This is a genomic window from Streptomyces sp. NPDC021020 (assembly GCF_044333285.1).
Lineage (GTDB): Bacteria > Actinomycetota > Actinomycetes > Streptomycetales > Streptomycetaceae > Actinacidiphila.
On the sequence record NZ_JBIRQQ010000007.1, the window covers coordinates 301,795 to 324,780 of the forward strand.

Sequence of the window (22,986 nt, forward strand, 5' to 3'; positions counted from 1 at the left end):
GCGTCAGGCGGACGCCTCGGTCAGCGCGTCGATCTCCGCGTCGGTCAGCCGCAGCTCCGGGAAGGCCAGCAGCGGCGGCAGCTGGCCGGGAACGCGGGCGCTGGCGATGGGCGCGACGACGCCGGGCTGCGCGGCGAGCCAGGCGAGCGCCACGGAGGCCGGGTGCGCACCGTGCGCCGCGGCGGTGCGCTCCAGCGCGGCCAGCACGCGGTTGCCGCGCTCGCTGCCGACGTATTTCCCGACGCCGCCGGAGCGGGCGCTGTCCACGGCCTCGCCCGCCCGGTGCTTGCCCGTCAGGAAGCCCGCCGCCAGCGCGTAGTACGGCACGACGGCGAGGCCGTGGCGTACGGCGACGTCCTGGAGCGGGCCCTCGTAGGTGTCGCGGGACATCAGGTTGTAGTGCGGCTGGAGGGCCACGTAGCGCGCCTTGCCCTCGCGCTCGGCGAATTCCAGCGACTCCGCCAGCCGCTCGGGGCTGATGTTGGACGCGGCGACGGCCCGGACCTTGCCCTCGCGCACCAGGTCGTCCAGCGCCGTGACGATGTCCGCGACCGGCACCTCGGGGTCGTCGAAGTGCGTGTAGTACAGGTCGATGCGGTCGGTGCCGAGGCGGCGCAGCGAGGCCTCCGCTGCGGCCTTGATGTTGTCCGGGCGCAGGCCGGGGAATTCGGGGTGCCGGCTCACCTTGGTCGCGACGACGACGCTGTCGCGGTTGCCGCGGGCCGCCAGCCACTCCCCGATGATGTGTTCCGACTCGCCGCCCTTGTTGCCCGGGATCCAGGCGGAGTAGGCGTCCGCGGTGTCGACGAAGTTGCCGCCCGCCTCGGTGTAGGCGTCGAGGACGGCGAAGGAAGTGGCCTTGTCCGCGGACCAGCCGAAGACGTTCCCGCCGAGGCTGAGCGGGAAGACCTCGATGTCGGACGGCCCGAGCTTGTGGAGTGCAGTCATGACCGTGTGCAGCAACGTGGCGGGTGCAGGTTATTCCGCCTGCCCGTCCCCGGGGCCTTACCGGGGGCGCGCAGGCGGCGGGCCGGGTCAGCGGGTCGCGGCGCGCGCGGGGGTGAGGCGGACGAGGGTGTTGACGACGTGGTCGACGGCGTCGCGGGAGGGGTCGTCGGTGAGGTTGGTCAGCAGCCGGGCCATGCCGTCGACCAGGGCGGGCCGGTCGATGATGCGGGTGAGCAGCGGCTCGAAGCCGGAGCGGCTGAGCACGTACGTGGCCGCCGCGTTGCCGAGCCGGTAGTAGCGGCCCCAGCGGCGGTCGAGCACGGCGGGGTAGCTCTGCAGGACGCGCTCGCGGCCGGGGCCCGCCGGGCGGGTCAGCGCGAGGGCGGCGACCTCGGCCGCGGCCTCGCCGGACTCCATGGCCTGGCAGATGCCCTCGCCGTTCCACGGGCTGATCGTGCCCGCGCTGTCCCCGACGAGCATCAGCCCGCGGCCGTACTGCGGGCGGCGGTTGAGGCCCATCGGCAGGGCGGCGCTGCGCAGCGGTCCGTCGGCGCCCGCCTCGTCCAGGCCCCACTCCGGCGGGGTCCGCTCCAGCCACGCGGCCAGCGCCGCGCGCAGGTCGGGGGTGCGCCGGCCGCGGCGGCCCAGCACGCCCACCCCGACGTTCACCCGCCCGTCGCCCAGCGGGAAGATCCAGCCGTAGCCGGGCAGCCACGCGTCGCTCTGCGGCAGCCGCAGATCCGCCCACAGCTCCAGGTACTCCTCGCCGGAGCGGGTGGGGCTGCGGAAGTAGCGGCGTACGGCGGTGGCCATCGGCCGGGCCTTGTCGCGGTGCGCGCCCAGCGCGACGGCGAGCCGCGCCGAGGCCCCGTCGGCGGCGATGACCAGCGGGGCGCGGTGCTCGACCGGTTCGCCGTCGGGACCGGCCGCGGCGCGGACGCCGACGACCCGGCCGGTGCGGTCGGTGAGCGGCGCGGTGACCTTCACCCCGGTGTGCAGCCGGGCGCCGGCCGCCTGGGCGTGGCGGGCGAGGATCTCGTCGAAGTCGTGCCGGGTGCGGGTCAGTCCGAAGTCCGGGAAGCGCGCGAGGTTCGGCCAGTCGATGAGCACATGGCGCTCGCCGCAGACCCAGCGCATGCCGCGCGAGCGGTGCCAGCCCTCGCCGGTGACGTCGACGCCCATGCGCACGAGCTGGTGGACGCCGCGCGGGGTCAGCCCGTCCCCGCACACCTTCTCGCGCGGGAAGTCGTCCTTCTCCAGCACCAGGACGTCCACCCCGGCGCGCGCGAGGTGGAAGGCCGCGCTGGAGCCCGCCGGTCCCGCGCCGACCACGATGACCTGGGCGTCCTGCGCGGTGCGGGTGTCCTCGGCGGACGGCTCGGTCCGGGCGGCGCGGTGCGGGCCGGTCCGCGCGGGGCCGTGCGGGCCGCCGGGGTGCCGCGCGTCGTTGTCACGGTGCTCGTCGTTCACGTCACTCACGTTGCTCGCGTCGGGTTCGCTGATATCTCTGATATCGCCGTTATCGCTGGTATCGCCGTTCTCGTCCTTCACATCACGTATCGCTACCCGCCGACCGGCCGCTCGATGCCGGACGGGGTCGCCCGGGGGGCCGAACGGCGTATCCGGCGGGGCGCCGCCGCCCGTACCGCCGTACGGGTGACGGCGGGGGTGCGGCGGTGTGTCAACTCGCCTGTGCGGGGCGCCCGGTGGCCACGATGGCGTCATGATCATCAACAGTCTCTCCCCCGCGCGCCGGACCCGGCGGCTGGCGGGTGCCGGCCTCGGGGCGCTCGCCGTGGTGTGCACGCTGGCCGCGCCCGCGCCCGCGGCGCCGTCGGCCGCGCAATCCGGTTCGGCGTCGGGTGCGCCGTCGGCCGCCGCCCGGCCGGTGACGCCCGCCGAGGCGCGCACCGACGCGTACCTGCGCTCCGTGCGGGGCAACCCCGCGCGGCTGCGCGACTTCTTCGTGGCGATGCCCAAGGGCGGCGACCTGCACAACCACCTGTCCGGCGCGGTCTCGACGGAGTACCTGATCGAGCGGGCCGCCGAGGACGGGCTGTGCATCGAGACGCAGACCATGACCGCGGTCGAGCCGCCCTGCGGGCCCGGCACCCGGCCCGCGGCGGACGCGCGCACCGACGCGGCCTTCCACGACGCGATCGTGCGCGCCTGGTCCATGCAGGACTTCCCGCCGGACGGCAACGGGCACGACCACTTCTTCGACACCTTCGGGAAGTTCGGCGAGGTGACGTGGCGGCACCGCGGCGACATGCTCGCCGACGTCGCAGACACGGCGGTGAAACAGAACCAGTTCTACCTGGAGACGATGGTCACCCCCGCCTCCGACCAGGCCAAGCAGCTGGCCGCGCAGGTGGGCTGGGACCCCGACCTCGCCGCGCTGCACGCGAAGCTGACCGCGGGCGGCAAGCTGGACACGGTCGTCGCCGCGGCCCGCAAGGAGGCCGACGACGGCGACGCCGAATTCCGCGCCGCGGAGCGCTGCGGCAGCGCCGCCGCCCGGCCCGGGTGCGCGCTCACCGTGCGGTGGATCTCGCAGGTCTCCCGCGGCAGCGCGCCCGAACGCGTCTTCACGCAGATGGAAGTCGGCATGCGGCTGGCCGAGGCCGACCCGCGGTTCGTCGCCGTCAACCTGGTGCAGCCCGAGGACGGCGAGGTCGCGCTGCGCGACTACAGCCTCCAGATGCGCATGCTCCAGTACCTGCGCGGGATCTACCCCAAGTCCCATGTGACGCTGCACGCGGGCGAGTTGTGGCCCGGCCTGGTCAAGCCCGCCGATCTGGCCTTCCACATCCGGGAAGCCGTCCGGGTGGCGGGCGCCGAGCGCATCGGGCACGGCGTGGACCTGGTGCACGAGGACGACTGGCAGGCCACGGCCCGCACGATGGCGGCCCGCCAGGTCGCCGTCGAGGTGCCCTTCAGCAGCAACGCGCAGATCCTCGGCGTCAAGGGCGCCGAGCACCCCTTCGAGACCTACCGCGCCTACGGCGTGCCCGTCGTCCTCGCGACCGACGACCCGGGCGTCTCACGGGTCGACATCAGCCACGAGTACCAGTACGCCGCCGCGACCTACGGGCTGACGTATCCGGAGCTGAAGGACCTGGCCCGCGCCTCGCTCCAGTACGCCTTCCTGCCCGGCGCGTCCCTGTGGCAGGGCAACCCCACCGCGCTGGGCTACCGCCCGCAGCCGGCCTGCCGCGGGCAGCTGCCCGGCTCTGGCCGCCCGGCCTCGGCGGCCTGCCGCCGCCTGCTCGCCGCCAGCCCCAGGGCGGCCGTCGAATGGCGCCAGGAGGCGGCGTTCGCGGCCTTCGAGCACGGGATCCGCACCGGGCGCTGATGCCCCGCACCGCGCCGCCCGCCCCCTCCGGCGGAGGGGGCGGGCGGCGCGGTGCGCTGCGGGTCCCACGTCACTGCCCGCCCAGCACCGCCCGGATGACGTGGCGGGCGTTGCGGGCCATCACGGGGTTGGTCTCCCGGTAGTACGGGAGGGCGACGAGCGCCTGCGAGAGGGCGCGGCCGCGGCCGCGGGACCAGGTCGCGTCGTCGGTGCCGAGCGCGGCGCGGAAGGCGGCGCGGGCGTCCGGCGGCAGCAGGTTCCACGCTGGGAAGAGGTCGCAGGCCGGGTCGCCGACGCCGGTGCAGCCGAAGTCGATGACGGCGGCCAGGCGGCCGCCCCGGACGAGCAGGTTGCCCGGCATCAGGTCGGCGTGCAGCCACACCGGCGGCCCGTCCCATGCGGGCGCCCGCAGCGCCTCCTCCCATACGGCCAGGGCCGCGTCGCAGTCGACGCCTTCCTGCGGGATGCCCCGCAACTCCCCGATCGCCGCGCGCGTCCCGGCGTCGAGCCCGGCGAGCGGACCGCCGCGGTAGGCCGGCGGCGCGTCCGGCAGGGTGACGGCGCGCATCGCGCCGACGAAGGCCGCCAGGTCGGCGGCCAGCCCCGCGGGGTCGGCCAACTCCCCCGCCTCGGGCGGCGCGCCCGGCAGCCACCGCAGCACCGACCAGGCCCACGGATACCCCTCGCCGGGCTCCCCCGCACCCACGACCTCGGGTACGGGCACGGGCAGCAGGCCCGCGAGCGGCGGCAGCCAGCGCTGCTCCCGCCCGACGTCCGCCGCGCCACCGGGCGTCAGCGGCAGCCGTACGAGCAGGTCGTCGCCGAGCCGGAAGACGGCGTTCACCGTCCCGCCGGACGCCATCCGCCGTACCGGCAGCCCCGCCCACCGCGGGAAGCGCCCCGCGACCAGCTTCGCCACCAGGTCCCCGTCGACGGGGAATTCGTCGGGGTGCATCGGCGCTCCTCCACGGGCCTGGTCCGGCATCCGCGGAGGGTAACCGCGGGCCCGCCGGGGCGCCCACCGAATTTCGGGCCCGCTGTGCGGGCGCGCGGCGGCCGGGGGACAATGGCGGGCATGTCCTCACGCTGGTCGGTCGGTTCACACAACTCGCTGCTGTCCATCGGCTCCACCGAGTCGGTGCTGTCCATCGGGTCGGTGGGCTCGGCCCTGTCGATCGGGTCCGTGGGATCCTTCGCCTCCTTCGGATCGCTCGGCTCGGCGATGTCCGCACTGTCGATCGGGTCGTACCAGTCCCTCGGGTCGTGGCTCTCGGGCCAGTCGAACCACTCGGCGCTGAGCTGGCAGTCGCACGGCGCGGTGCGCGCCCGCCGCGCGTACGGCGACGCGGGCGCGGCCCGGCTGCCGCGCGCCGCGGTCACGCTCACGGCGACCGCGGTCGTGGGGCTGGCGTGGTGGCAGGTGCGCCGGCTGGGCAGGTGAGCCGTCCGGCGCGTTCCTGACGGCGTCACGCCGGCCGGGCCCGAGGGCGACCGCGCGCGAGGCGCGGGGCCTTCGAAGCCGCGCCGCCGCGCAGACCCGAACGACAGGCCCTAACCGCCCGCCGCCGGGCCTTCGATGCCGCGCCGCCAGATCCGGTCGTCGTCGGTGCGGTCGCCCAGGGTGAAGGTGCAGCGGCCGGCCTCCGCGAAGCCGTGCCGCCGGTAGAAGCGCTTGGCCCGCTCGTTGTGGTCGAAGACCGTCAGGTAGATCTCGGGGGCCCCGTCGGCGGCGGCCGTCGCCAGTGCCCAGTGCATGAGGCGGGCGGCGACACCGCGGCCGTGCCACTCGCCGAGGACGTAGATCTGCTGGAGTTCCAGCGCGCCGGGGGCCGGGGCGGGGGCGGGGGCCCGGAGCGGCGTCAGTTTGGCGTAGCCGACGGGGACGGCGTCCCGGAAGGCGACCAGCCAGCGGACCGCTGGGTCGGCCAGGTCACGCGCCATGGCGCCGCCGGGCCCGTAGGCGCCGTCGAGGAAGGCGCCGAACGGGCCGGGATCGTACAGGTGCCCGAAGGTCTCCGCGAACGAGCGGCGGGCCATCGCCCGCAGGGCGCGGTGCCCCCCGGCCTCCGGGGTCCCGTAGCTGATCCGGCTGTCTCCGTCATGACGCATGGGCACTCCCCGGCGCGCGCAGACGCCCTTCCCGAAAGGAGGGAGTCCGAGCGTGGCGGGCGCGTGCGGCCCGTTGCAGCGTCTCTCGGACTCGTCGGCGACGATACCCCCTGCGGCGCGGCGGGCGAGCGGGTTTTCCGCCCGAGAGGCGGCGGTCCGGGCCCACACGGGACGCTCCCGGACGGTGTGGGCCGCGCCCATGGTCCGCGGCGGCGGGGGTACCTATCCTGCACTGGCCGCGCGGGACGGCCGCGAGGGCGGAAGGGCGGGCGGCGGATGACCGGGCAGCGGGACCACAGCGGGCAGCGGGCACGGCGGGCGTACGAGGACAGCCGGGTGGAGGTCGACGGCGGCCGGCTGTCGGTACGGCGCTGGCCCGGGCGGCCGGGCGCCGGCACGGTGCTGGCCGTGCACGGCATCACCGGCAACGGGCTGGCGTGGTCGCGGATCGCCGAGGAGCTGGACGGCGTGCAGGTGCTCGCCCCCGACCTGCGCGGGCGCGGCCTGAGCCGGGACGTCGGCGGAAGGAGCACCATGGCCCGCCACGCCGACGACCTGCGGGCGGTGCTCGACCACTTCGGCGTGGCGCGGGCGGTGCTCACCGGCCATTCGATGGGCGGCTTCGCGGCGTGCGTCGCGGCCCGCCGCGATCCGCACCGGTACTCCGCGGTCGTGCTGGTCGACGGCGGGCTGGGCTTCCCCGTGCCGCAGGACGTGGACATCGACACGGTGCTGCACGCGGTGATCGGGCCCGCCATGCGCAAGCTGGAGATGACCTTCCCGGACCGCGCGGCCTACCACGCGTTCTGGGCGCGGCACCCGGCGTTCGCCGGTCTCGACGGGCCGGACGTCGCCGCCTACCTCGACCGCGACCTCGTCGGGACGGAGCCGGAGCTGCGGTCCGCCTGCCGGGGCGCGGCCGTCCGCGAGGACGCGGAGGACGAGCTGCGCAACCCCGAGGTCTTCGCCGCGATCCACGAACTGCCGCTGCCCGCGCGGCTGCTCTGGGCGGAGCGGGGCCTGCAGGACGAGCCGGTGGGGCTGTACGCGCCCGAGGTGGTTGCCGGCAGCGGCCTGGCGGAGGCGGGGGTCGCGACGGCCTTCCTCCCCGGCCTGAACCACTATTCGGTGGTGCTGGGCCGGGACGGCGCGCGTGTCGTGGCCGCCCACGTCCGGGAGGCGCTGGGCGGCTGACCGTACCGCGGCAGCGGGCCCGTGCCCGGGGGTGAGCCCCGGGCACGGGCCCGTCCTGCGTCCCGGACCGGGCGGTCCGCCGGATGCGTACGGCCCGGCGCGGGCGGGACGGGCCGGTGCCCGCCATGGTCCCCGCCGACACCGGCGGCCCGCACAGAACGTGTGCCGCCCACATGTCCGGTTCACCCGGCCGCTTCTACGGTTCACCCAACCATCCACCTCTCCGGGAGCCGGTCGCCATGCGTCGTACGCCCACGTCCACCACGCCGGGGCCCTCGGCCCCGCGCAGGAGCAGATCACTCACCGCGCTCGCCGTGCTGGCCGCGGGCGGGCTGCTGCTGGCCGGCTGCAGCAAGCCCGGACAGGCCGGCACCTCCCCGCAGGGCGGCGGCGACAGCGCGTCGGCGCCGGTGAAGGTGGGCCTGGTGTATTCGCGCAGCGGCCCGCTCGCCGCGTACGGCAAGCAGTACGTCGAGGGCTTCACCGCGGGTCTGGCGTACGCCACGCACGGCACCGGCAAGGCCGCCGGGCACCCGGTGGAGGTCACCGAGCAGGACGACGCGGGCGACCCGGCGAAGGCGGTCGCCGAGGCCAAGTCGCTGATCGGCAAGGGCACCCGGATTATCGCCGGCACCACCGACTCGGGCGTGGCGCTGCAACTGGCCCCGCTGGCCGCGCAGAACAAGGTTCTGTACGTCGCCGGTCCGGCCGCGACCGACGCGCTGACGGGCGTCAACGCCTACACCTTCCGCTCCGGCCGCCAGTCCTACCAGGACATCCTGACCGCGGGCTCGCTGCTCGGCGGGGCGAAGGGCAAGAAGGTCACCGTGCTCGCCCAGAACTCCGCCTTCGGGCAGGCGAACGTGGCGGCGGTCAAGCAGGTGCTCGGCGGTCAGGGGGCCACTGTGGACTCGGTGCTGGCGCCGCCGAGCGCGGGCGACCTGACGCCCTTCGCCCGGCAGGTGCGGTCGCACAAGCCGGACCTGGTGTTCGTGGCCTGGGCCGGGGCGAGCGCGCCCGCGCTGTGGACCGCGCTCGACCAGCAGGGCGTGGTGGGGTCGACCAGGGTCGTCACGGGCCTGGCGGGCGTCTCCTCGTACCCGCTGTTCGGGACGGCCGCCTCGAAGGTGTCCTTCCTGGCGCACTACTTCCCGGGCGCGGCCGGCACGCCCGTCGAGAAGGCGATGCTGGACGCCGTGAAGGCCGCGGGCGGCACCCCCGACCTGTTCACCCCGGACGGCTTCACCGCGGCGCAGATGATCGTGCACGCCGTCGAGGCGGGCAGCGCGACGGACCCGACGGCGATGGCGAAGGCCCTGGAGGGCTGGTCCTTCCCGGGGCCCAAGGGCGACGAGCAGGTCAGGGCGGCGGACCACGCCCTGCTCCAGCCGATGTTCACCGCGAAGCTCACCGGCACGGGCGCTGCGGCCGTACCGACGCTGCTGAGCCGGCTGCCGATGGCGTCGGTGGCACCGCCGTCCCACCCGATGGCGGGCTGACCGTGGCCCCGGTCCTGCGCCTGGCGGGCGTGTGCTGGTCGGTGGGCGGCGCGACCATCGTCGACGACGTGTCGTTCGAGGTGCGTGAGGGCGAGTTCCTGGCCTTCATCGGTCCCAACGGCGCCGGGAAGACGTCGCTGTTCAACCTGGTCAGCGGGCTGGTGCGGGCGGTCGCCGGGTCGATCGCGCTGGACGGCGCGGACGTGACGGCGCAAGGGGCGCCCGCCCGGGCCCGGCGGGGCCTCGGCCGGACCTTCCAGACGTCCAGCCTGTGGCCGTCGATGACGGTCGCGGACCATGTGCGGCTCGCGGCGCAGGCCGCCGGGGGCGGCTCGTACCGCGTGTGGCGGCGGGCCGCGGGCTACGGCGGCAAGGTGGCCGGGGTGCTGGAGCGCACCGGTCTCGCCCACCGCGCCGACGCGGTCGCCGGTGCGCTGTCGCACGGCGAGAAGCGCAAGCTCGAACTGGCCGTGCTCCTGGTCGGCGAGCCCCGGCTGATGCTGCTGGACGAGCCGATGGCGGGGGTGAGCGCCGAGGAGGTGCCGTCGCTCACCGCGCTGATCCGCTCGCTGCACCGCGACGAGGGCCGCACGGTGCTGATGGTCGAGCACCACATGGACGTGCTGCTGGGCCTTGCCGACCGGCTGGCGGTGATGCACCACGGCACACTGCTGGCCCTGGACACCCCGCGGGCCGTCATGGCGGACGCCACCGTGCAGTCCGCCTATCTCGGGGAGGCGCTGTGAGCGGCGCGGCGGAACCGCTGCTGGCGGTGCGGGACCTGCGGGTCGTGCTGGGCGGCCGGCACATCCTGCACGGTGTCGGCCTGGACGTGGCGCCGGCCGGTGTCACCGCGCTGCTCGGCCGCAACGGCGCGGGCAAGACCACCACGGTCCGCGCCGTGCTCGGGCTGGTGCCGCGCAGCGGCAGCGTCCGGTTCGCCGGCGCCGAGACGGTGCGGCTGGCCACGCACGAGCTGGTACGCCGCGGCATCGGCTACGCGCCGGAGGACCGCGGGGTCTTCGCGGGCCTGACCGTGGCGGAGAACCTGCGCCTGGCCGAGCGCCCCGGCGCGGGCTCCCCCGACTACCCGCTGGTGTACGAGCTGTTCCCCGAGCTGCGCGAGCGCGCGGCCCAGCCGGCGGGGACCCTGTCGGGCGGCCAGCAGCAGATGGTGGCGATCGCCCGCACCCTGCTCAACGGCAACCGGCTGGTCATCGCCGACGAGCCGACGAAGGGGCTGGCGCCGCGGGTCGTCACGGAGGTGGCCCGGGTGCTGGAGCGGGCGGCGCAGGCCGTGCCGGTGCTGCTCGTGGAGCAGAACCTGGCGCTGGTGCGGCGGCTGGCCGGCTCCTGCGTGGTGCTGGCCGACGGCCGTACCGCGCACACCGGTCCGGCCGCCGAGCTGCTGTCCGACGCCGATGCCACCCGCCGCCTGCTGGGCGTGGGTTCCCGCTCGCACAAGGAGGCGGACGCCTGATGTCCACCGTCGTTCTGCTCGCGGTCACCGGACTGGGCCTGGGCGCCCTGTACTTCCTGGTGGCCTCCGGTCTCTCGCTGATCTTCGGCCTGATGGACGTCCTCAACTTCGCGCACGGCGCGCTGCTGTCGATCGGCGCGTACGGCAGCTGGTGGGCCGCCTCCGGGCACGTGCCGGGCGCCGGATCCTCGGGCGCGGGCTTCGCACTCGCCGTCGCGTTCGGGACCGCGGTGGGCACCCTGGCCGCGGTCGTCCTCGAACTGGCGCTGATCCGGCCGCTGTACGAGCGGCCGCGGGAGCAGGTGCTCGCGACCGTCGGTGTGGGCCTGGCGGTGCCGGCGCTGCTGTCGGCGGTCTGGGGCTCCGACGCGCGTCCCTTCCCCGGGCCGCACGCCCTGTCCGGCACGTTCGGGCTGCTGGGCGCGCGGATCCCGGTCAACCGGCTGGTCCTGGTGGGCGCTGCGCTGCTGGTGCTCGGCGCGCTGCGGCTGTTCCTGGGCCGCACCCGGCACGGCCTGGTCGTACGCGCCGGGGTGGAGGACCGCGCCATGGTCACCGCGCTGGGCATCGACGTGCGGCGCGCGTTCACCGTGGTGTTCGCGATCGGCGGGGCCGCCGCCGCGCTCGGCGGGGCGCTCGGCGGGCTGTACTACGGCTCGGTCGACCCCGGCCAGGGCACCTCGCTGCTGATCTTCGCGTTCGTGGTCGTGGTGACGGGCGGCATGGGCTCGGTGTCCGGCGCGGCCCTGGCCGCGGCCGCCGTGGGGCTGGTCCAGCAGTTCGCCAACTACTACACGGCGTCCGGCCTCGGCGACCTCGCCGTGGTCGTCCTGCTCGCCGCCCTGCTGCTCGCGCGGCCGGGCGGCCTCACCGGGAGGCTCGCATGACCACCGCCGTTCCGGTCCGCACCGCGGGCCCCGACACGCCGCGGGCACGGGCGGGCGCCCGCGCCTGGACGCGCTGGTGGCCCGCGGCGGCGCTGGCGGTGCTCGTCGCCGTGCCGTACAGCGCGATGCCGCTGCCGGGGCTGCTCGACGGCCCGGTCGGCTCCGCGGGCAGCCTGCAACTGCTCGCGCTCTGCCTGGTGTTCGGGGCGCTGGCCACCGGCTACGACCTGCTGCTCGGCCGGACCGGGCTGCTGTCCTTCGGGCACGCCCTGTACTTCGCCGCGGGCAGCTACGCCACCGAGATCCTGATGGCCGGGGCGGGGCTGCCGTTCGTGCCGGCGGTGCTGCTCGGCCTGCTGTCCGGGACGGTGCTGGCGGCGCTGCTGGGATCGGTGTCGCTGCGGGTGTCCGGGATCGCGTTCTCGATGGTCACCCTGGCGTTCGCGCAGGCCGGTTCGCTGCTGGTGGAGCGCGACCCGGGCGGGGTGACCGGCGGCGAGGAGGGCCGCGCGGTCCCCGCGGACAAGCTGCCGTCGTTCCTGGCGGGCATCGACAACACGGCCAACCTGTACTGGATCGCGCTGGCCTACCTGGTGCTGACGGTGGCGGTGGTCCAGTGGGCGGTGCGGTCCCCCACCGGCCGGGTGTGGGAGGGGATCCGGGAGAACGAGCGCCGTGTGGAGGTGCTGGGCCTGCGCCCGTACGGCTTCAAGCTCGTCGCCTTCGTGCTCGCCGGGGCGCTCGCGGCCGGCGGGGGCGTGGTGCACCTGCTCCTCACCGGCGGCGCGACCCCGCGGACCACCACGTCGGACTTCACCTTGTCGCTGCTGGTGATGGTGGTCCTGGGCGGCTCCGGCTCCCGGTGGGGGCCGCTGATCGGGGGCGTCGCCTACACCTGGGCCGACCAGCGCCTCGGCGACCTCGCGGGCTCGGACACCGTGACCGGCCTGCCGCAGGTCCTGCGGGTGCCGCTGTCGCAGCCGCTGTTCCTGCTGGGCACGCTCTTCGTGGTCGCGGTGTACGTGCTGCCCGGCGGGGTGGCCCGGCTCCCGGAGCGGCTGCGCGCCGCGCGCGGGGGCAGGGCGCCGTAGCGGGCCTCAGGAGCCGGACAGCAGGTGCAGCCGGAGCGCGAGCTGGATCTCCAGCGCGCGCTCCGGGTCGTTCCAGCCCGCGCCGAGCAGCGCCTGGATCCGGTCCAGGCGCTGCACCACCGTGTTGACGTGCAGGTGCAGCTCGTCCTTGGTACGGGTGAGGGTGCCGCCGCAGGCGAAGTAGGCGCCGAGGGTGCGGACCAGCTCGGTGCCCCGGCGGGCGTCGTACTCCAGCAGCGGCCCGAGCGTCGCGGTGACGTACGACTCCACGTCGCGGTCGCTGCCCAGCAGCACGCCGAGGAAGCCGAGTTCGGCCGCGCCCGCGCCGTCGCCGGTCCGGCCGAGCGCCCGCAGCGCGCGCAGGCAGCGCAGCCCCTCGGCGTACGCGTCGGCGATCGCCCGCGGCCCGGCGGCGGGCCCGCCCGCGGCGACCGTGACGGGCGCGCCGACGAGCGGGGTCAGCCGGGCGACGGCCGCGCGGGCGGCCGCGCCGGGCTGCGTGCCGTCGTGCGGCAGCAGCAGGACGACGGTCCCGGACTGCTCGGCGCTGATGCCGTCGCTGCCGAACAGGCAGCGGCCCGCGGCCGCGGCCAGCTTGTCGTGGTGGGCGGGGGAGGTCTCGGCGACGAGCACCAGGCAGGGCTGCGCCAGGTCGATGCCGAGCCGCAGCCCGCGCACCACCAGGCCCGCCGGGTCGCGGTCGGGTGCGGTCAGCAGGTCGGCGACCAGCTCGCCGCGGACCCGGTTCTCGGTCTCGGCGACGGAGCGGCTGAGCAGCAGCAGGAGGGCGGTGACGACCCCCGCCCGCTCGAACAGCCGCCGGTCGGAGTCGTCGAGCCGGCCTCGCCCGTAGAGCACGAGGCTGCCCAGCAGCTCCTGCCCGGCGAGCACCGCGCACGTCCAGCGGCCGTCGCGGAAGACCGCGCGGGCCGCGGCGTGCGAGTCCGCGGCATGCCGCGCCAGGGACGCCGCCTCGGGCACCGGCCCGTCGAACGCCTCGCCGCGGCGGCCGACCGCGGCGAGGGTGCGGCCCTCGGGGTCGTGGAGAGTGATCGGTCCGCCGAGCAGCCCCGCGACGGCGGCGGCCACCTCCGGCAGGTCGCCGCCGCGCAGCACCAGGTCGGTGAGCCGGTCGTGCGCCTCCTCGGCGCGCTGCATCGCGGCCGCGTGCGCGCGGATGACGGCGCCGGCCTCGGCGAGTTCGGTCAGGGACCGCGCGGTGTCGATGGCGATGGCGGCGTGCGCGGCGAGGGAGCACAGCAGCGCGACCTCGTCCGGGGTGAAGGGGCGGGGCGTCCGGTCGGCGGCGAACAGCACGCCGATCACGTCGGTGCCGGACGCCCCGTCCGCCGCCGGGCCGCCGCCGCGAACGGCGCCGCCGCGCCCGCCGAGGACCAGCGGCACCCCGAGGATGCCGACCAGGCCCTCGTCCATGACGCCCTCGTCGATCGATCCGGTGTGGCGGAAGCGCCGGTCGGTGCGGTAGTCGGGCGTGGCGTAGGGCCGGGCGAGCTGCGCGACGAGACCGCCGAGGCCGTCGCCGTAGCTCAGCCGCAGCGTCTGGAACACCGGGGACACCGATCCGTCGGTGACCCGCATGTAGGTGTCGCCCGCCTCGTCGTCGCGCAGCGTCAGATAGGCGGTGTCGGTGCCCAGCAGCATCCGCGCCCTGCGGACGATGGAGCGCAGCACCGCGTCGAGGTCGCGCAGCGCCGCGAGGTCACTCGCGGTGTCGAAGAGCGCGGCCAGTTCGGTCTCCCGGCGGCGGTGCCGGCGCAGGACGCGGCGCACCCGCAGAGCGGCCTCGACGCCCTGCTCCAGCTCGGCGAGATCCGCCGGCCCCGCGCCCGCGGCCCGGGCCCGTACGGCGACCGCCCCGTACTCCTCGGCGGGGGCGTCCTCCGCGACGAGCTCCAGGAGCCGGCGCAGGAAGGGGGCGACGGGCGCCGGGGGCTCCCCGGTCGGCGCGGACGCGGAGGGTGCGGGAGCTTCTGGCATCGGGACCACCGGGCGGGTAGGAACGGCCCGCCGGGCGCCGCCGCTGCGGCCCCCGACGGTAGTGCGGGCGGATCGTCGCACCTCACGCATGCGAGGCCGGGGCCTCTGCGGGGCCCGAGACTACCGACGGGGCCCCGCACGCGTCACCAGCTAGTGGGCGGTCCAGCCGCCGTCGACCGGCAGGGAGCTGCCGGTGATGTAGCCGGTGTGCTGGGAGCACAGCCACAGGGCGGCCGCGGCGACCTCGGCGGGCTCGATGAGGCGCTTGATCGCGGTCCGTTCGAGCATCACGCGCTCGACCACCTCGGCCTCGGGGATGCCGTGCCGGGCGGCCTGCCCGGCGATCTGGTCCTCGACCAGCGGGGTGCGCACATAGCCGGGGTTGATGCAGTTGCTGGTCACGCCGTGCGCGGCGGCTTCCAGCGCGACGGTCTTGCTGAGCCCTTCGAGCGCGTGCTTGGCCACGACGTACGCGGCCTTGTACGGGCTGGCCCGCAGCCCGTGCACGGAGGAGATGTTGATCACCCGCCCCCAGCCGCGCGCGTACATGTGCGGCAGGGTGCGGCGCAGGATCCGGAAGGGCGCCTCGACCATGACCCGCTGGATGTGCGTGAAGCGCTCCGGCGGGAATTCGTGCACGGGGGCGATGTGCTGGAGCCCGGCGTTGTTGACGACGATGTCGGCGTCCGCGGGCAGGCCGTCCACGGCGCCGGGGTCGGACAGGTCGACGACCAGGCAGGTGCCGCCGATCGCGGCGGCCACCTCCTCGGCCGCGCGGGCCGCCCGGTCCACCACGTACACGGCCGCGCCGGCCTCGGCGAACGCCGTCGCGCAGGCCTTGCCGATACCGCTGGCGGCCCCGGTGACCAGGGCCTTGCGCCCGGCGAGGAAACCCCCGCCGCCGGGGCCGTGGCTGTGAGTGCTCTCCATGGCCGTCACGCTAGGAATGTTGCGGGGGCCCGCACACGTGGGCGGCGGCCATACTTCCCGCCGCGGTCATGGTGGCCGGGACCATGCCGGAGCCGGGCGGTGCTCGGCCCCCGCCGCGGAAAGGCGGGGGCGGGCCGCCTGCACGTACGCTGGAAACGGACGGTGAGGAGGCGGCCATGACCACCGGAACAGCGGTACGCGAGCTGGACGGGGCGACGCTGGAGAAGCTCGTCTCGGCGGCCGTGACAGCACCCTCGATCCACAACACGCAGCCGTGGCGCTTCCGCCTCGACCCCGGCACCACCACGGTCGAGGTGCACGCCGCGCCGGACCGGGCGCTCAACTCCATCGACGCCGACGGGCGGAGCCTGCACATCTCCGCGGGCGCGGCGGTGTTCAACCTGCGCGCCGCCGTGGCCCACTTCGGCTGGGAGCCGGTCGTCCGGCTGCTGCCCCGGCCCGCCGACCCCGGCCTGCTGGCAGCGGTGCGGCCGGCCGGGCCCCGCGGGCTCGGGGAGCGGCACCCGGAGGCGGAGCTGTACGGGGCCCTGTGGCACCGGCACAGCAGCCGGGTCCCCTTCACCGGACCCCCGGTGCCGTCCGAAATCCGCGCGGAGATCGCGGCGGCCGCCGCCGCTGAGGACACCCGCCTGGTGTTTCCCGGCGAGCGGGAGACGGCCCGCGTCCTGCACCTCACCGCCGAGGCCGAATGGCGCGACCTCGCCGATCCCGCGCGGGCGGCGGAGAGCCGGGAGTGGGTGCGCGACAGCGGCCCCAGCGGCGTCCCCACCGCGGCCTTCCCCTCCCGTGACACCACCGGGCGGATGCCGGTACGCGACTTCGCCGCGGGCCTCGGTGTCACCCCCCGGCTGCCGGAGGTCTACGAGCAGCGCCCCGCCGTGGCCGTCCTCGGCACGGTGGGCGACGAGCCGGCGGACTGGCTGCGGGCCGGTCAGGGCATGGAACGCGCCCTGCTGGTCGCCACCGCGCACGGTGTCCGCGCGTCGCTCTTCAGCCAGGCCGTGGAGTGGCCGGACCTGCGATGGGCGCTGCGGGACCCGCGCGGGAGCTACGTGCACGTGCAGATGGTGATGCGGTTCGGCTACGGGCCGGAGGGAGCGGCCACGCCGCGCCGTCCGGTCGGTGACGTGCTCGACGACCCCGGCGTCTGACCGGCCACCCGCGCTCAGGTCCAGGTGAGCGCGAGGAGCGCCGCGTCGTCGTGGGTGCAGCCGCCGGCGTAGGCGAGGGCGTCCTGCTGGAGCCAGCCGAGCAGGGAGTCGGGGGCGGTGCGTTCGGGGTGCGCGCGCAGCCGCTCGGCGAGCGGGTAGAAGGCGCCGGAGGTGTCCCGGGCCTCGGTGATCCCGTCGGTGTAGAGCAGGACGGTGTCGCCGCGTCGCAGCTGGACGGCGGCGGGCGCCGGGCCGGGTGCGGCGGCGGGCGGCAGACTGCCCAGGCCCAGCGGCAGTCCCGGTGCCACGGGCACGTCGACCGCGTCCTCCCCGCGCAGCAGGAGCGGCGGCGGATGCCCGCAGGACAGCGCGCGCATACGGCCGTCGGGGGCGATGTCGACCAGCAGCGCGGTGACGAAGCCCTCGGCGTCGGTGAGGTAGCGGCGCAGGCTGAGTTCCAGCCGCCCGGCGAGGCCCTCCAGGGTGGGGTGGTCGTAGGCGGTCTCGTGGAAGCAGCCCAGGACGACCGCGCCGGTGGCCACCGCTTCGAGCCCCTTGCCCCGGACGTCGCCGATGAGCACCCGCAGGCCGAAGCCGGTGTCGGCGACGGCGTAGACGTCGCCGCCGATGCGGGCGAACTGCGCGGCCGCCCGGTAGCTCGCGGCGATACGGATCGGGCCGACGGCGTCGGGCGGCGGGCGCAGCAGCGCGCGCTGCACCGTCTCGGCGACGGAGGTGACCTCCACCAGCCGCGCGGCCGCGCGCCGCCTGCGGCTCACCACGAAGCACGCCACGGCCGCGACGGCGAGCGCCGCCGCGCTGGTCCCCGCGGCGGCGCCGAAGCGTCCCGGCTCCACGGCCAGGAACGCCCAGCGGGTCGCGGCCACCACCACGGCCGAGCCGATGATCGCGGCCGGCCCGAAGGCCAGGGCGACGAGGGCGGGCACCGCCACCAGCACGGACGGTACGTGCGAGGGCGGGGAGGTGCCGAGCTCCAGGCCGAGCACGAGGACGTAGAGCAGGACACCCGCCGACAGGACCACGGCCCGCACGAACCACGGCGCGCCCGCCTCCTCCTGCCCGGTCCGTCCCGGCACCCGCCGCCCTCCTCGCGTCACCCGCCCGCTCCCAGGAGTGAACGGTCCGTGACCGATGGTGCCTCATGAGGCCGCGGGCGCGGGGCGGGACGCTCCGGCCGCGCCGACATCGGCCGGTGGGGGCCCGGTCTCAGCTCCGGGCCGCCAGGTCCTGCTCCAGCCGGTGCGCGGTGGTCTCCAGGGCCGCGACCAGGGTCCGGAGGCGGTGGGGGTCGTAGCGGGTGCCGGGCATCGAGACCGACAGGCCCGCCACCGCGGCGCCGTCCCGGTCGCGCACCGGGACACCGACGGCGACCAGTCCGCGTTCGGACAGCTCCTTGTTGACGGCGAAGCCGTTGCGCCGCAGCCGGGTCAGCTCCGTCCGCAGTGCGGCCAGGTCGGGGCGCTCGGCGGGGCGGTCGCGGTAGCGCTCGGGGGCGTACACCTCGGCGAGCTGCTCGTCGGACAGCTCGGCGAGCAGCAGCAGGCCCGCGGTGGTGCGGTGCGCGGGGAAGACCATGCCCTCGCGGGAGCCGACCCGCAGCGCCTGGCGGCTCTCGGCGCTGGCGATGAAGCGGGCGGTGTCGCCGGTGCGGACGGTGAGGTTGGCGGTCTCGTCGAGCAGGTCGACGACCCGGCGCAGGTGCGGCAGGGCGGCGGCGCGCAGCCGGGAGACCAGGGACTGCGAGTGCGCGGCGAGTTCCAGGACGGGCCCGGCGCGGTAGACGCGGTCGTCGCCCTGGACGGCGAAGTCGCGGTAGACGAGCATCGCGAGGATCCGGTGCGCGGTGGAGCGGGCCACGCCGAGGCGCTCGGCGATCTGCGAGACGGTCGCGCCGCCCTCCATCTGGAGCATCGTCGCGACGCGCAGCGCGTGGTCCACGCTCGCGACGGGGTAGGGCGGCGGCGTCTTGAGCGGTTTGTCCACGAGGGCTCTCTCCCGGTTCCGCGCTCGCGCGCTCGGTTCTGCGGCTGGGCTCTGCTGCCTGGTTCTGCTTGGTTCCGCTTGGTTCTGCTGTGCAGAATCTGGATGTTCTCCTGAAGGACAGGATGCACCCTGAGCCGTGTGACACAGTCCTCCACCGCACATGACACCGTCCGGGGCGTCCCGGCTCCCCCGGCCTCCCCGGTACGGCTCCGGGCCGTCGCCGCGGCCGGGCAGCCCGACGTCACCCCGGCGCTCGAAGACCTCTACCGCGGCTTCGAGGAGGAGCTGCTCGTCCCGCTGTGGACCGAGATCGGCGACCTGATGCCCGCGCACCCGCGCTCGCAGGCCGTACCGCACCTGTGGCGCTGGCAGCGGCTGCGCGAGCTGGCCGCGCGGGCCGGCGACCTCGTCCCGGTCGGCCGCGGCGGCGAGCGCCGGGCCATCGCGCTGGCCAACCCCGCGCTGGGCGGCCGGCCCTTCGCCACCCCGACGCTGTGGGCGGCCGTCCAGTACCTGATGCCCGGCGAGGACGCCCCCGAGCACCGGCACACCCAGCACGCCTTCCGCTTCGTCGTCGAGGGCGAGGGCGTGTGGACGGTCGTCGGGCGCGACCCGGTGGCCATGCGGCGCGGCGACTTCCTCCCGCAGGCCGGCTGGAACTGGCACGCCCACCACAACGCCACCGCCGAGCCGATGGCCTGGATCGACGGCCTGGACATCCCCTTCCAGTACATGTGCGACACGCAGTTCTTCGAGTTCGGCCGGGACGAGATCAGCGACGCCGAGCGCGTCACCCCGGCCCGCTCGCGCTCCGAGCGGCTGTGGGGCCACCCGGGTCTGCGCCCGCTGTCCGCGGGCCCCACCGGCCCGGGTTCGCCGCTGCTGGCCTACCGCTGGGAGCACACCGACCGCGCGCTCGCCGACCAGCTCGCCCTGGAGGCCGAGGGGTACGGCGGCACCGTGGAGCCCGGCCACGCGGCCGTGCGCTTCACCGACCCGGCGACCGGCGCCGACGTGCTGCCGACGCTGCGGGCCGAGATGCACCGCGTCGCGCGCGGCGCCGAGACCGCGCCGGTACGGGCCACCGGCTCGTCCGTCTACCAGGTCTTCGACGGCTCCGGCAGCGTCACGGTCGGCGACACCACCTGGTCGGTGACCCGCGGCGACCTGTTCGCCGTCCCGTCCTGGCAGCCCTTCTCGGCGCGCTCCGAGGCGGGCGCGACCGACTCCGACTCCGGCGCCCTGGACCTCTTCCGGTTCAGCGACGCGCCCGTCTTCGAAGCCCTGCGGCTCGACCGCACCCTCGTGGAAGGAAACCCCCGATGAAGCTCGCCACCCTGCGCACCGGCGGCGGCACCCGCGCCGTACGGCTCGACGGCGACGTCCTGGTCGACCTCGGCGTCCCCGACGTCGGCGCCCTGCTCGCGGCCGAGGGGTGGGCCGAGCGCGCGGCGGCGGTCTCCGCGGCGGACGCGGTGACCTACCCGGTGGCCGGCGCGGACCTCGCGCCCGTGGTGCCCGCGCCCTCGAAGGTGGTGTGCGTCGGCCTCAACTACCGCAACCACATCCAGGAGATGGGCCGCGACCTGCCCGACCACCCCACGCTGTTCGCGAAGTTCGCCGACTCCCTGATCGGCCCGGGTGACGACATCGTGCGGCCGGACGAGACGCGGGGCTTCGACTGGGAGGCCGAGCTCGCGGTCGTCGTCGGCGCCCCGGTGCGCCGGGCCCGCGGGGCGCAGGCCGAGCAGGCCGTCGCGGGCTTCACCGTGCTCAACGACATCACGTGCCGCGACTGGCAGTTCCGCACCCGCGAGTGGCTCCAGGGCAAGACGTGGGACTCCACCACGCCCCTCGGCCCCTACCTCGTCACCCCCGACGAGCTGCCCGGCGGGGTCCGCCCCGCGCTGGACGTGCGGCTGCTGGTGGACGGCGAGGTCATGCAGTCCGACACCACCGGCGACCTGCTCTTCGACCCGGTCGCCCTGGTCGAGTACATCTCCACGGTCGTCCGGCTGAACCCCGGCGACATCATCGCCACCGGCACCCCCGGCGGCGTCGGCCACGCCCGGCGGCCGGAGCGCTACCTGCTCGGCGGCGAGACCGTCGTGACCGAGATCGCCGGCATCGGGCGGCTGGAGAACCGCGTCGTCAAGGAGGCCCCCGCGCCGCAGGAGCGGGTGTCCTGATGCCCCGCACCTTCGCCGACGCCCGGCAGTGGACCGCGGCCGGCACCGAGCTGCTGCTCAAGGCCGCCCGCTGCCTCGACGCGGTCTCGCTCGCCGCGCCGAGCGCGCTGCCCGGCTGGAGCCGCGCGCACGTCGCGGCCCATGTCGCGGCCAACGCCGAGGCGCTCTCCAACCTGGTGCGCTGGGCCGCCACCGGTGTGCCCACCCCGATGTACGCCTCACCCGAGGAGCGCGCCGCGGGCATCGCGCGGGGCGTGGCCCTGCCCGCGGGCGAGCTGGTCGGGCGGCTGCACTCGACGGCCCGTGAGCTGGAGGCGGGCATGGCCGCGCTCGGCGAGCGGGAGTGGGCCGCCGAGGTCGTCACCGCGCAGGGCAGGACCGTGCCTGCCACCGAGGTGCCCTGGCTGCGCGCCCGCGAGGTGTGCGTGCACGCGGTGGACCTGGCCGGCGGCGTGACCTTCGCCGACCTGCCGGGCGGCTTCCTGGCCGCGCTGTGCGACGACATCGCCGCCAAGCGCGCCGCCGCCCCCGGCCCCGCCGTTCGCCTGCGCTCCCCCGGCACCGGCGGCACCTGGGAGCTGCCCGGCGACGGCGAGCCCGCGCTCGTCACGGGCGGGCTGCCCGCGCTGACGGCCTACCTGGCCGGGCGCGGCCCCGGCCCGCTCACCGCGGACGGCACCCCCGCGCCCGCGCTGGGCGCCTGGCTCTGACGGCCGGCCCGCCCCGGACCCCGCCGCCCCCGTACGGAACAGATCACGAGGTACCGAGCATGACATCCGCCCCCTCCCCCGCCGCGTGCCCCGACGCCATCGTCGTCGGCGGCGGCATCGGCGGCCTCGGCGCCGCCTTCGCCCTGGCCCGGCAAGGCCTGCGGGTGCGCGTCCTGGAGCGCGCCCCGGAGTTCGGCGAGGTCGGCGCGGGGCTCCAGATCGCGCCCAACTGCACCCGCATCCTCGCCGAGTACGGCCTGCTGGAGGAGGCCAGGAGCCTGGGTGTCGTCCCCGAGCACATGGTGATGCGCGACGCGCTGGACTCCCGCGAGCTGACCCGGCTGGACCTGCGCGACCTGGAACGCCGCTACGGCTTCCCGTACCTGGTCATCCACCGCAGCGACCTGCACGGCATACTGCTGCGGGCCTGCGGGCGCGCCGGGGTCGAGCTGCTGACCGACCGCACCGTCACCGGCTACGAGAACACCGCCGAGGGCGCGCTGGTGCGGCTCGCGGACGGCACCGCCCAGCAGGCGCCGCTGGTCGTCGCCGCCGACGGACTGCACTCGGTCGCCCGCGCCCAGCTGGTCGGCGACGACGTCGTCAGCTCCACGTACGTCGCCTACCGCGCGGCCGTGCCGATGGAGGCGGTGCGCGGCAACGACGTCGCGGAGCGCGACGTGACCGTGCACGTCGGCCCGCGCTGCCACTTCGTGCAGTACGCGCTGCGCGGCGGCGAGATGTTCAACCAGGTCGCCGTCTTCCAGTCGCCCAAGGCGCTCGCGGGCCGCGCCGACTGGGGCACCCCCGACGAGCTGGACGCCGCCTTCGCGGCCACCGGCGACACCGTGCGCAAGGGCATCCCGCTGATGTGGCGGGACCGCTGGTGGCAGATGCTCGACCGGGACCCGGTCGACACCTGGGTGCACGGCCGCGTCGTGCTGCTCGGCGACGCCGCGCACCCGCCGCTGCAGTACATGGCGCAGGGCGCGATCATGGCGATCGAGGACGGCTGGGTGCTGGCCGGCCACTACGCCCGGCAGGCGGGGGCGGCGGACGGCGCACGGCCCGACTGGGACGCCGCGCTCGCGGCCTACCAGGCGGTCCGCGTCGAGCACTGCCGCCGGGTGCAGACCACCGCCCGCGCGTGGGGCGAGCTGTGGCATCTCGACGGCGAGCGGCGCCTGCGGCGCAACGCGGTGCTGCGGGCACGCGACACGTACGACTACTCCTTCACCGACTGGGTGTACGGCCCGACCGCGCTCACCCCGCAGGAGGAGCCGCCGATGTTCACGCCGGTCCCGCTGTCGTCCGTGCCCGCGGAGCCCGACGTGCCGGCGGCCGCCGGCGGCGTCTGACGCGTATCCGCCGTTCCGTGCCACCCCGCCGCCCGTGCGGTGGGAGGATGACCGGGACGTAC

General features: G+C 76.0%; 21 protein-coding genes. 13 read left to right on the plus strand and 8 right to left on the minus strand.

All coding sequences use genetic code 11. The features are described 5' to 3' along the window. Window positions 1-3 precede the first annotated feature (3 nt). Both ACH4SL_RS22665 and ACH4SL_RS22670 read right to left on the minus strand, forming a co-directional pair. Window positions 4-948, minus strand: a complete 945-nt coding sequence (locus tag ACH4SL_RS22665) for an aldo/keto reductase (protein WP_398448298.1) — start codon at window positions 946-948, stop codon at window positions 4-6. 87 nt (window positions 949-1,035) lie between these two features. After that, window positions 1,036-2,283, minus strand: a complete 1,248-nt coding sequence (locus ACH4SL_RS22670) for a geranylgeranyl reductase family protein (RefSeq protein ID WP_398448764.1) — start codon at window positions 2,281-2,283, stop codon at window positions 1,036-1,038. Window positions 2,284-2,671: 388 nt separating this feature from the next. Between ACH4SL_RS22670 and ACH4SL_RS22675 the strand changes: the two genes are divergently transcribed. Beyond that, window positions 2,672-4,303, plus strand: coding sequence for an adenosine deaminase (locus ACH4SL_RS22675; protein ID WP_398448300.1), 1,632 nt, complete (start codon window positions 2,672-2,674; stop codon window positions 4,301-4,303). A 70-nt stretch (window positions 4,304-4,373) separates the two neighbouring features. Here ACH4SL_RS22675 and ACH4SL_RS22680 read toward each other — a convergent pair whose 3' ends face one another. Continuing rightward, window positions 4,374-5,258, minus strand: coding sequence for an aminoglycoside phosphotransferase family protein (locus ACH4SL_RS22680; protein ID WP_398448766.1), 885 nt, complete (start codon window positions 5,256-5,258; stop codon window positions 4,374-4,376). A gap of 120 nt (window positions 5,259-5,378) precedes the next feature. On the opposite strand from ACH4SL_RS22680, the gene ACH4SL_RS22685 reads away from it, so the two are divergent. Beyond that, entirely contained in the window at window positions 5,379-5,744 is a 366-nt protein-coding gene (locus tag ACH4SL_RS22685) for a hypothetical protein (RefSeq protein ID WP_398448302.1), read from the plus strand. 110 nt (window positions 5,745-5,854) lie between these two features. Here ACH4SL_RS22685 and ACH4SL_RS22690 read toward each other — a convergent pair whose 3' ends face one another. Further along, window positions 5,855-6,412, minus strand: coding sequence for a GNAT family N-acetyltransferase (locus ACH4SL_RS22690; protein ID WP_398448304.1), 558 nt, complete (start codon window positions 6,410-6,412; stop codon window positions 5,855-5,857). Between the two features lie 276 nt (window positions 6,413-6,688). On the opposite strand from ACH4SL_RS22690, the gene ACH4SL_RS22695 reads away from it, so the two are divergent. From ACH4SL_RS22695 to ACH4SL_RS22720, 6 genes are all read left to right on the plus strand, one after another. Continuing rightward, window positions 6,689-7,606 carry an alpha/beta fold hydrolase gene (locus ACH4SL_RS22695; RefSeq protein ID WP_398448306.1) on the plus strand — a complete coding sequence of 306 codons (918 nt, stop codon included), beginning with the start codon at window positions 6,689-6,691 and terminating at the stop codon, window positions 7,604-7,606. A 239-nt stretch (window positions 7,607-7,845) separates the two neighbouring features. After that, on the plus strand, window positions 7,846-9,105 hold the full coding sequence (locus ACH4SL_RS22700) for a substrate-binding domain-containing protein (RefSeq protein WP_398448308.1): 1,260 nt from the start codon (window positions 7,846-7,848) through the stop codon (window positions 9,103-9,105). Between the two features lie 2 nt (window positions 9,106-9,107). After that, window positions 9,108-9,851: an ABC transporter ATP-binding protein gene (locus ACH4SL_RS22705; protein WP_398448310.1), complete on the plus strand. Its 744-nt coding sequence runs from the start codon at window positions 9,108-9,110 to the stop codon at window positions 9,849-9,851. After that, window positions 9,848-10,585 carry an ABC transporter ATP-binding protein gene (locus tag ACH4SL_RS22710; protein WP_398448312.1) on the plus strand — a complete coding sequence of 246 codons (738 nt, stop codon included), beginning with the start codon at window positions 9,848-9,850 and terminating at the stop codon, window positions 10,583-10,585. Before ACH4SL_RS22705 ends, ACH4SL_RS22710 begins: the two co-directional genes overlap by 4 nt. Next, window positions 10,585-11,472, plus strand: coding sequence for a branched-chain amino acid ABC transporter permease (locus tag ACH4SL_RS22715; RefSeq protein WP_398448314.1), 888 nt, complete (start codon window positions 10,585-10,587; stop codon window positions 11,470-11,472). Before ACH4SL_RS22710 ends, ACH4SL_RS22715 begins: the two co-directional genes overlap by 1 nt. After that, on the plus strand, window positions 11,469-12,563 hold the full coding sequence (locus ACH4SL_RS22720; RefSeq protein ID WP_398448316.1) for a branched-chain amino acid ABC transporter permease: 1,095 nt from the start codon (window positions 11,469-11,471) through the stop codon (window positions 12,561-12,563). The genes ACH4SL_RS22715 and ACH4SL_RS22720 overlap by 4 nt, the downstream gene beginning before the upstream one ends. Before the next feature lie 6 nt (window positions 12,564-12,569). Here ACH4SL_RS22720 and ACH4SL_RS22725 read toward each other — a convergent pair whose 3' ends face one another. Then, window positions 12,570-14,561, minus strand: coding sequence for a helix-turn-helix domain-containing protein (locus ACH4SL_RS22725; protein ID WP_398448318.1), 1,992 nt, complete (start codon window positions 14,559-14,561; stop codon window positions 12,570-12,572). A 150-nt stretch (window positions 14,562-14,711) separates the two neighbouring features. Then, a complete protein-coding gene (locus ACH4SL_RS22730) occupies window positions 14,712-15,491 on the minus strand; it encodes a 3-hydroxybutyrate dehydrogenase (RefSeq protein ID WP_398448320.1) in 780 nt (259 codons plus the stop codon). Window positions 15,492-15,667: 176 nt separating this feature from the next. Between ACH4SL_RS22730 and ACH4SL_RS22735 the strand changes: the two genes are divergently transcribed. After that, window positions 15,668-16,663 (plus strand): Acg family FMN-binding oxidoreductase, encoded by a 996-nt coding sequence (locus ACH4SL_RS22735; protein ID WP_398448322.1) that lies wholly within the window; start codon window positions 15,668-15,670, stop codon window positions 16,661-16,663. Between the two features lie 14 nt (window positions 16,664-16,677). On the opposite strand, the gene ACH4SL_RS22740 is transcribed toward ACH4SL_RS22735, so the two are convergent. Further along, window positions 16,678-17,760, minus strand: coding sequence for a PP2C family protein-serine/threonine phosphatase (locus ACH4SL_RS22740; protein ID WP_398448324.1), 1,083 nt, complete (start codon window positions 17,758-17,760; stop codon window positions 16,678-16,680). A gap of 130 nt (window positions 17,761-17,890) precedes the next feature. Beyond that, window positions 17,891-18,667: an IclR family transcriptional regulator gene (locus ACH4SL_RS22745; RefSeq protein WP_398448326.1), complete on the minus strand. Its 777-nt coding sequence runs from the start codon at window positions 18,665-18,667 to the stop codon at window positions 17,891-17,893. Between the two features lie 138 nt (window positions 18,668-18,805). Between ACH4SL_RS22745 and ACH4SL_RS22750 the strand changes: the two genes are divergently transcribed. Genes ACH4SL_RS22750 through ACH4SL_RS22765 form a run of 4 tightly spaced genes read left to right on the plus strand, consistent with a single transcriptional unit; the run spans window position 18,806 to window position 22,924 of the window. Then, complete coding sequence (locus ACH4SL_RS22750; RefSeq protein WP_398448328.1) at window positions 18,806-19,993, plus strand: cupin domain-containing protein; 1,188 nt, start codon at window positions 18,806-18,808, stop codon at window positions 19,991-19,993. Continuing rightward, complete coding sequence (locus ACH4SL_RS22755) at window positions 19,990-20,856, plus strand: fumarylacetoacetate hydrolase family protein (RefSeq protein WP_398448330.1); 867 nt, start codon at window positions 19,990-19,992, stop codon at window positions 20,854-20,856. Before ACH4SL_RS22750 ends, ACH4SL_RS22755 begins: the two co-directional genes overlap by 4 nt. After that, on the plus strand, window positions 20,856-21,566 hold the full coding sequence (locus ACH4SL_RS22760; protein WP_398448332.1) for a maleylpyruvate isomerase family mycothiol-dependent enzyme: 711 nt from the start codon (window positions 20,856-20,858) through the stop codon (window positions 21,564-21,566). The genes ACH4SL_RS22755 and ACH4SL_RS22760 overlap by 1 nt, the downstream gene beginning before the upstream one ends. A gap of 59 nt (window positions 21,567-21,625) precedes the next feature. After that, window positions 21,626-22,924 carry an FAD-dependent oxidoreductase gene (locus ACH4SL_RS22765; RefSeq protein ID WP_398448334.1) on the plus strand — a complete coding sequence of 433 codons (1,299 nt, stop codon included), beginning with the start codon at window positions 21,626-21,628 and terminating at the stop codon, window positions 22,922-22,924. Window positions 22,925-22,986: the final 62 nt, after the last annotated feature.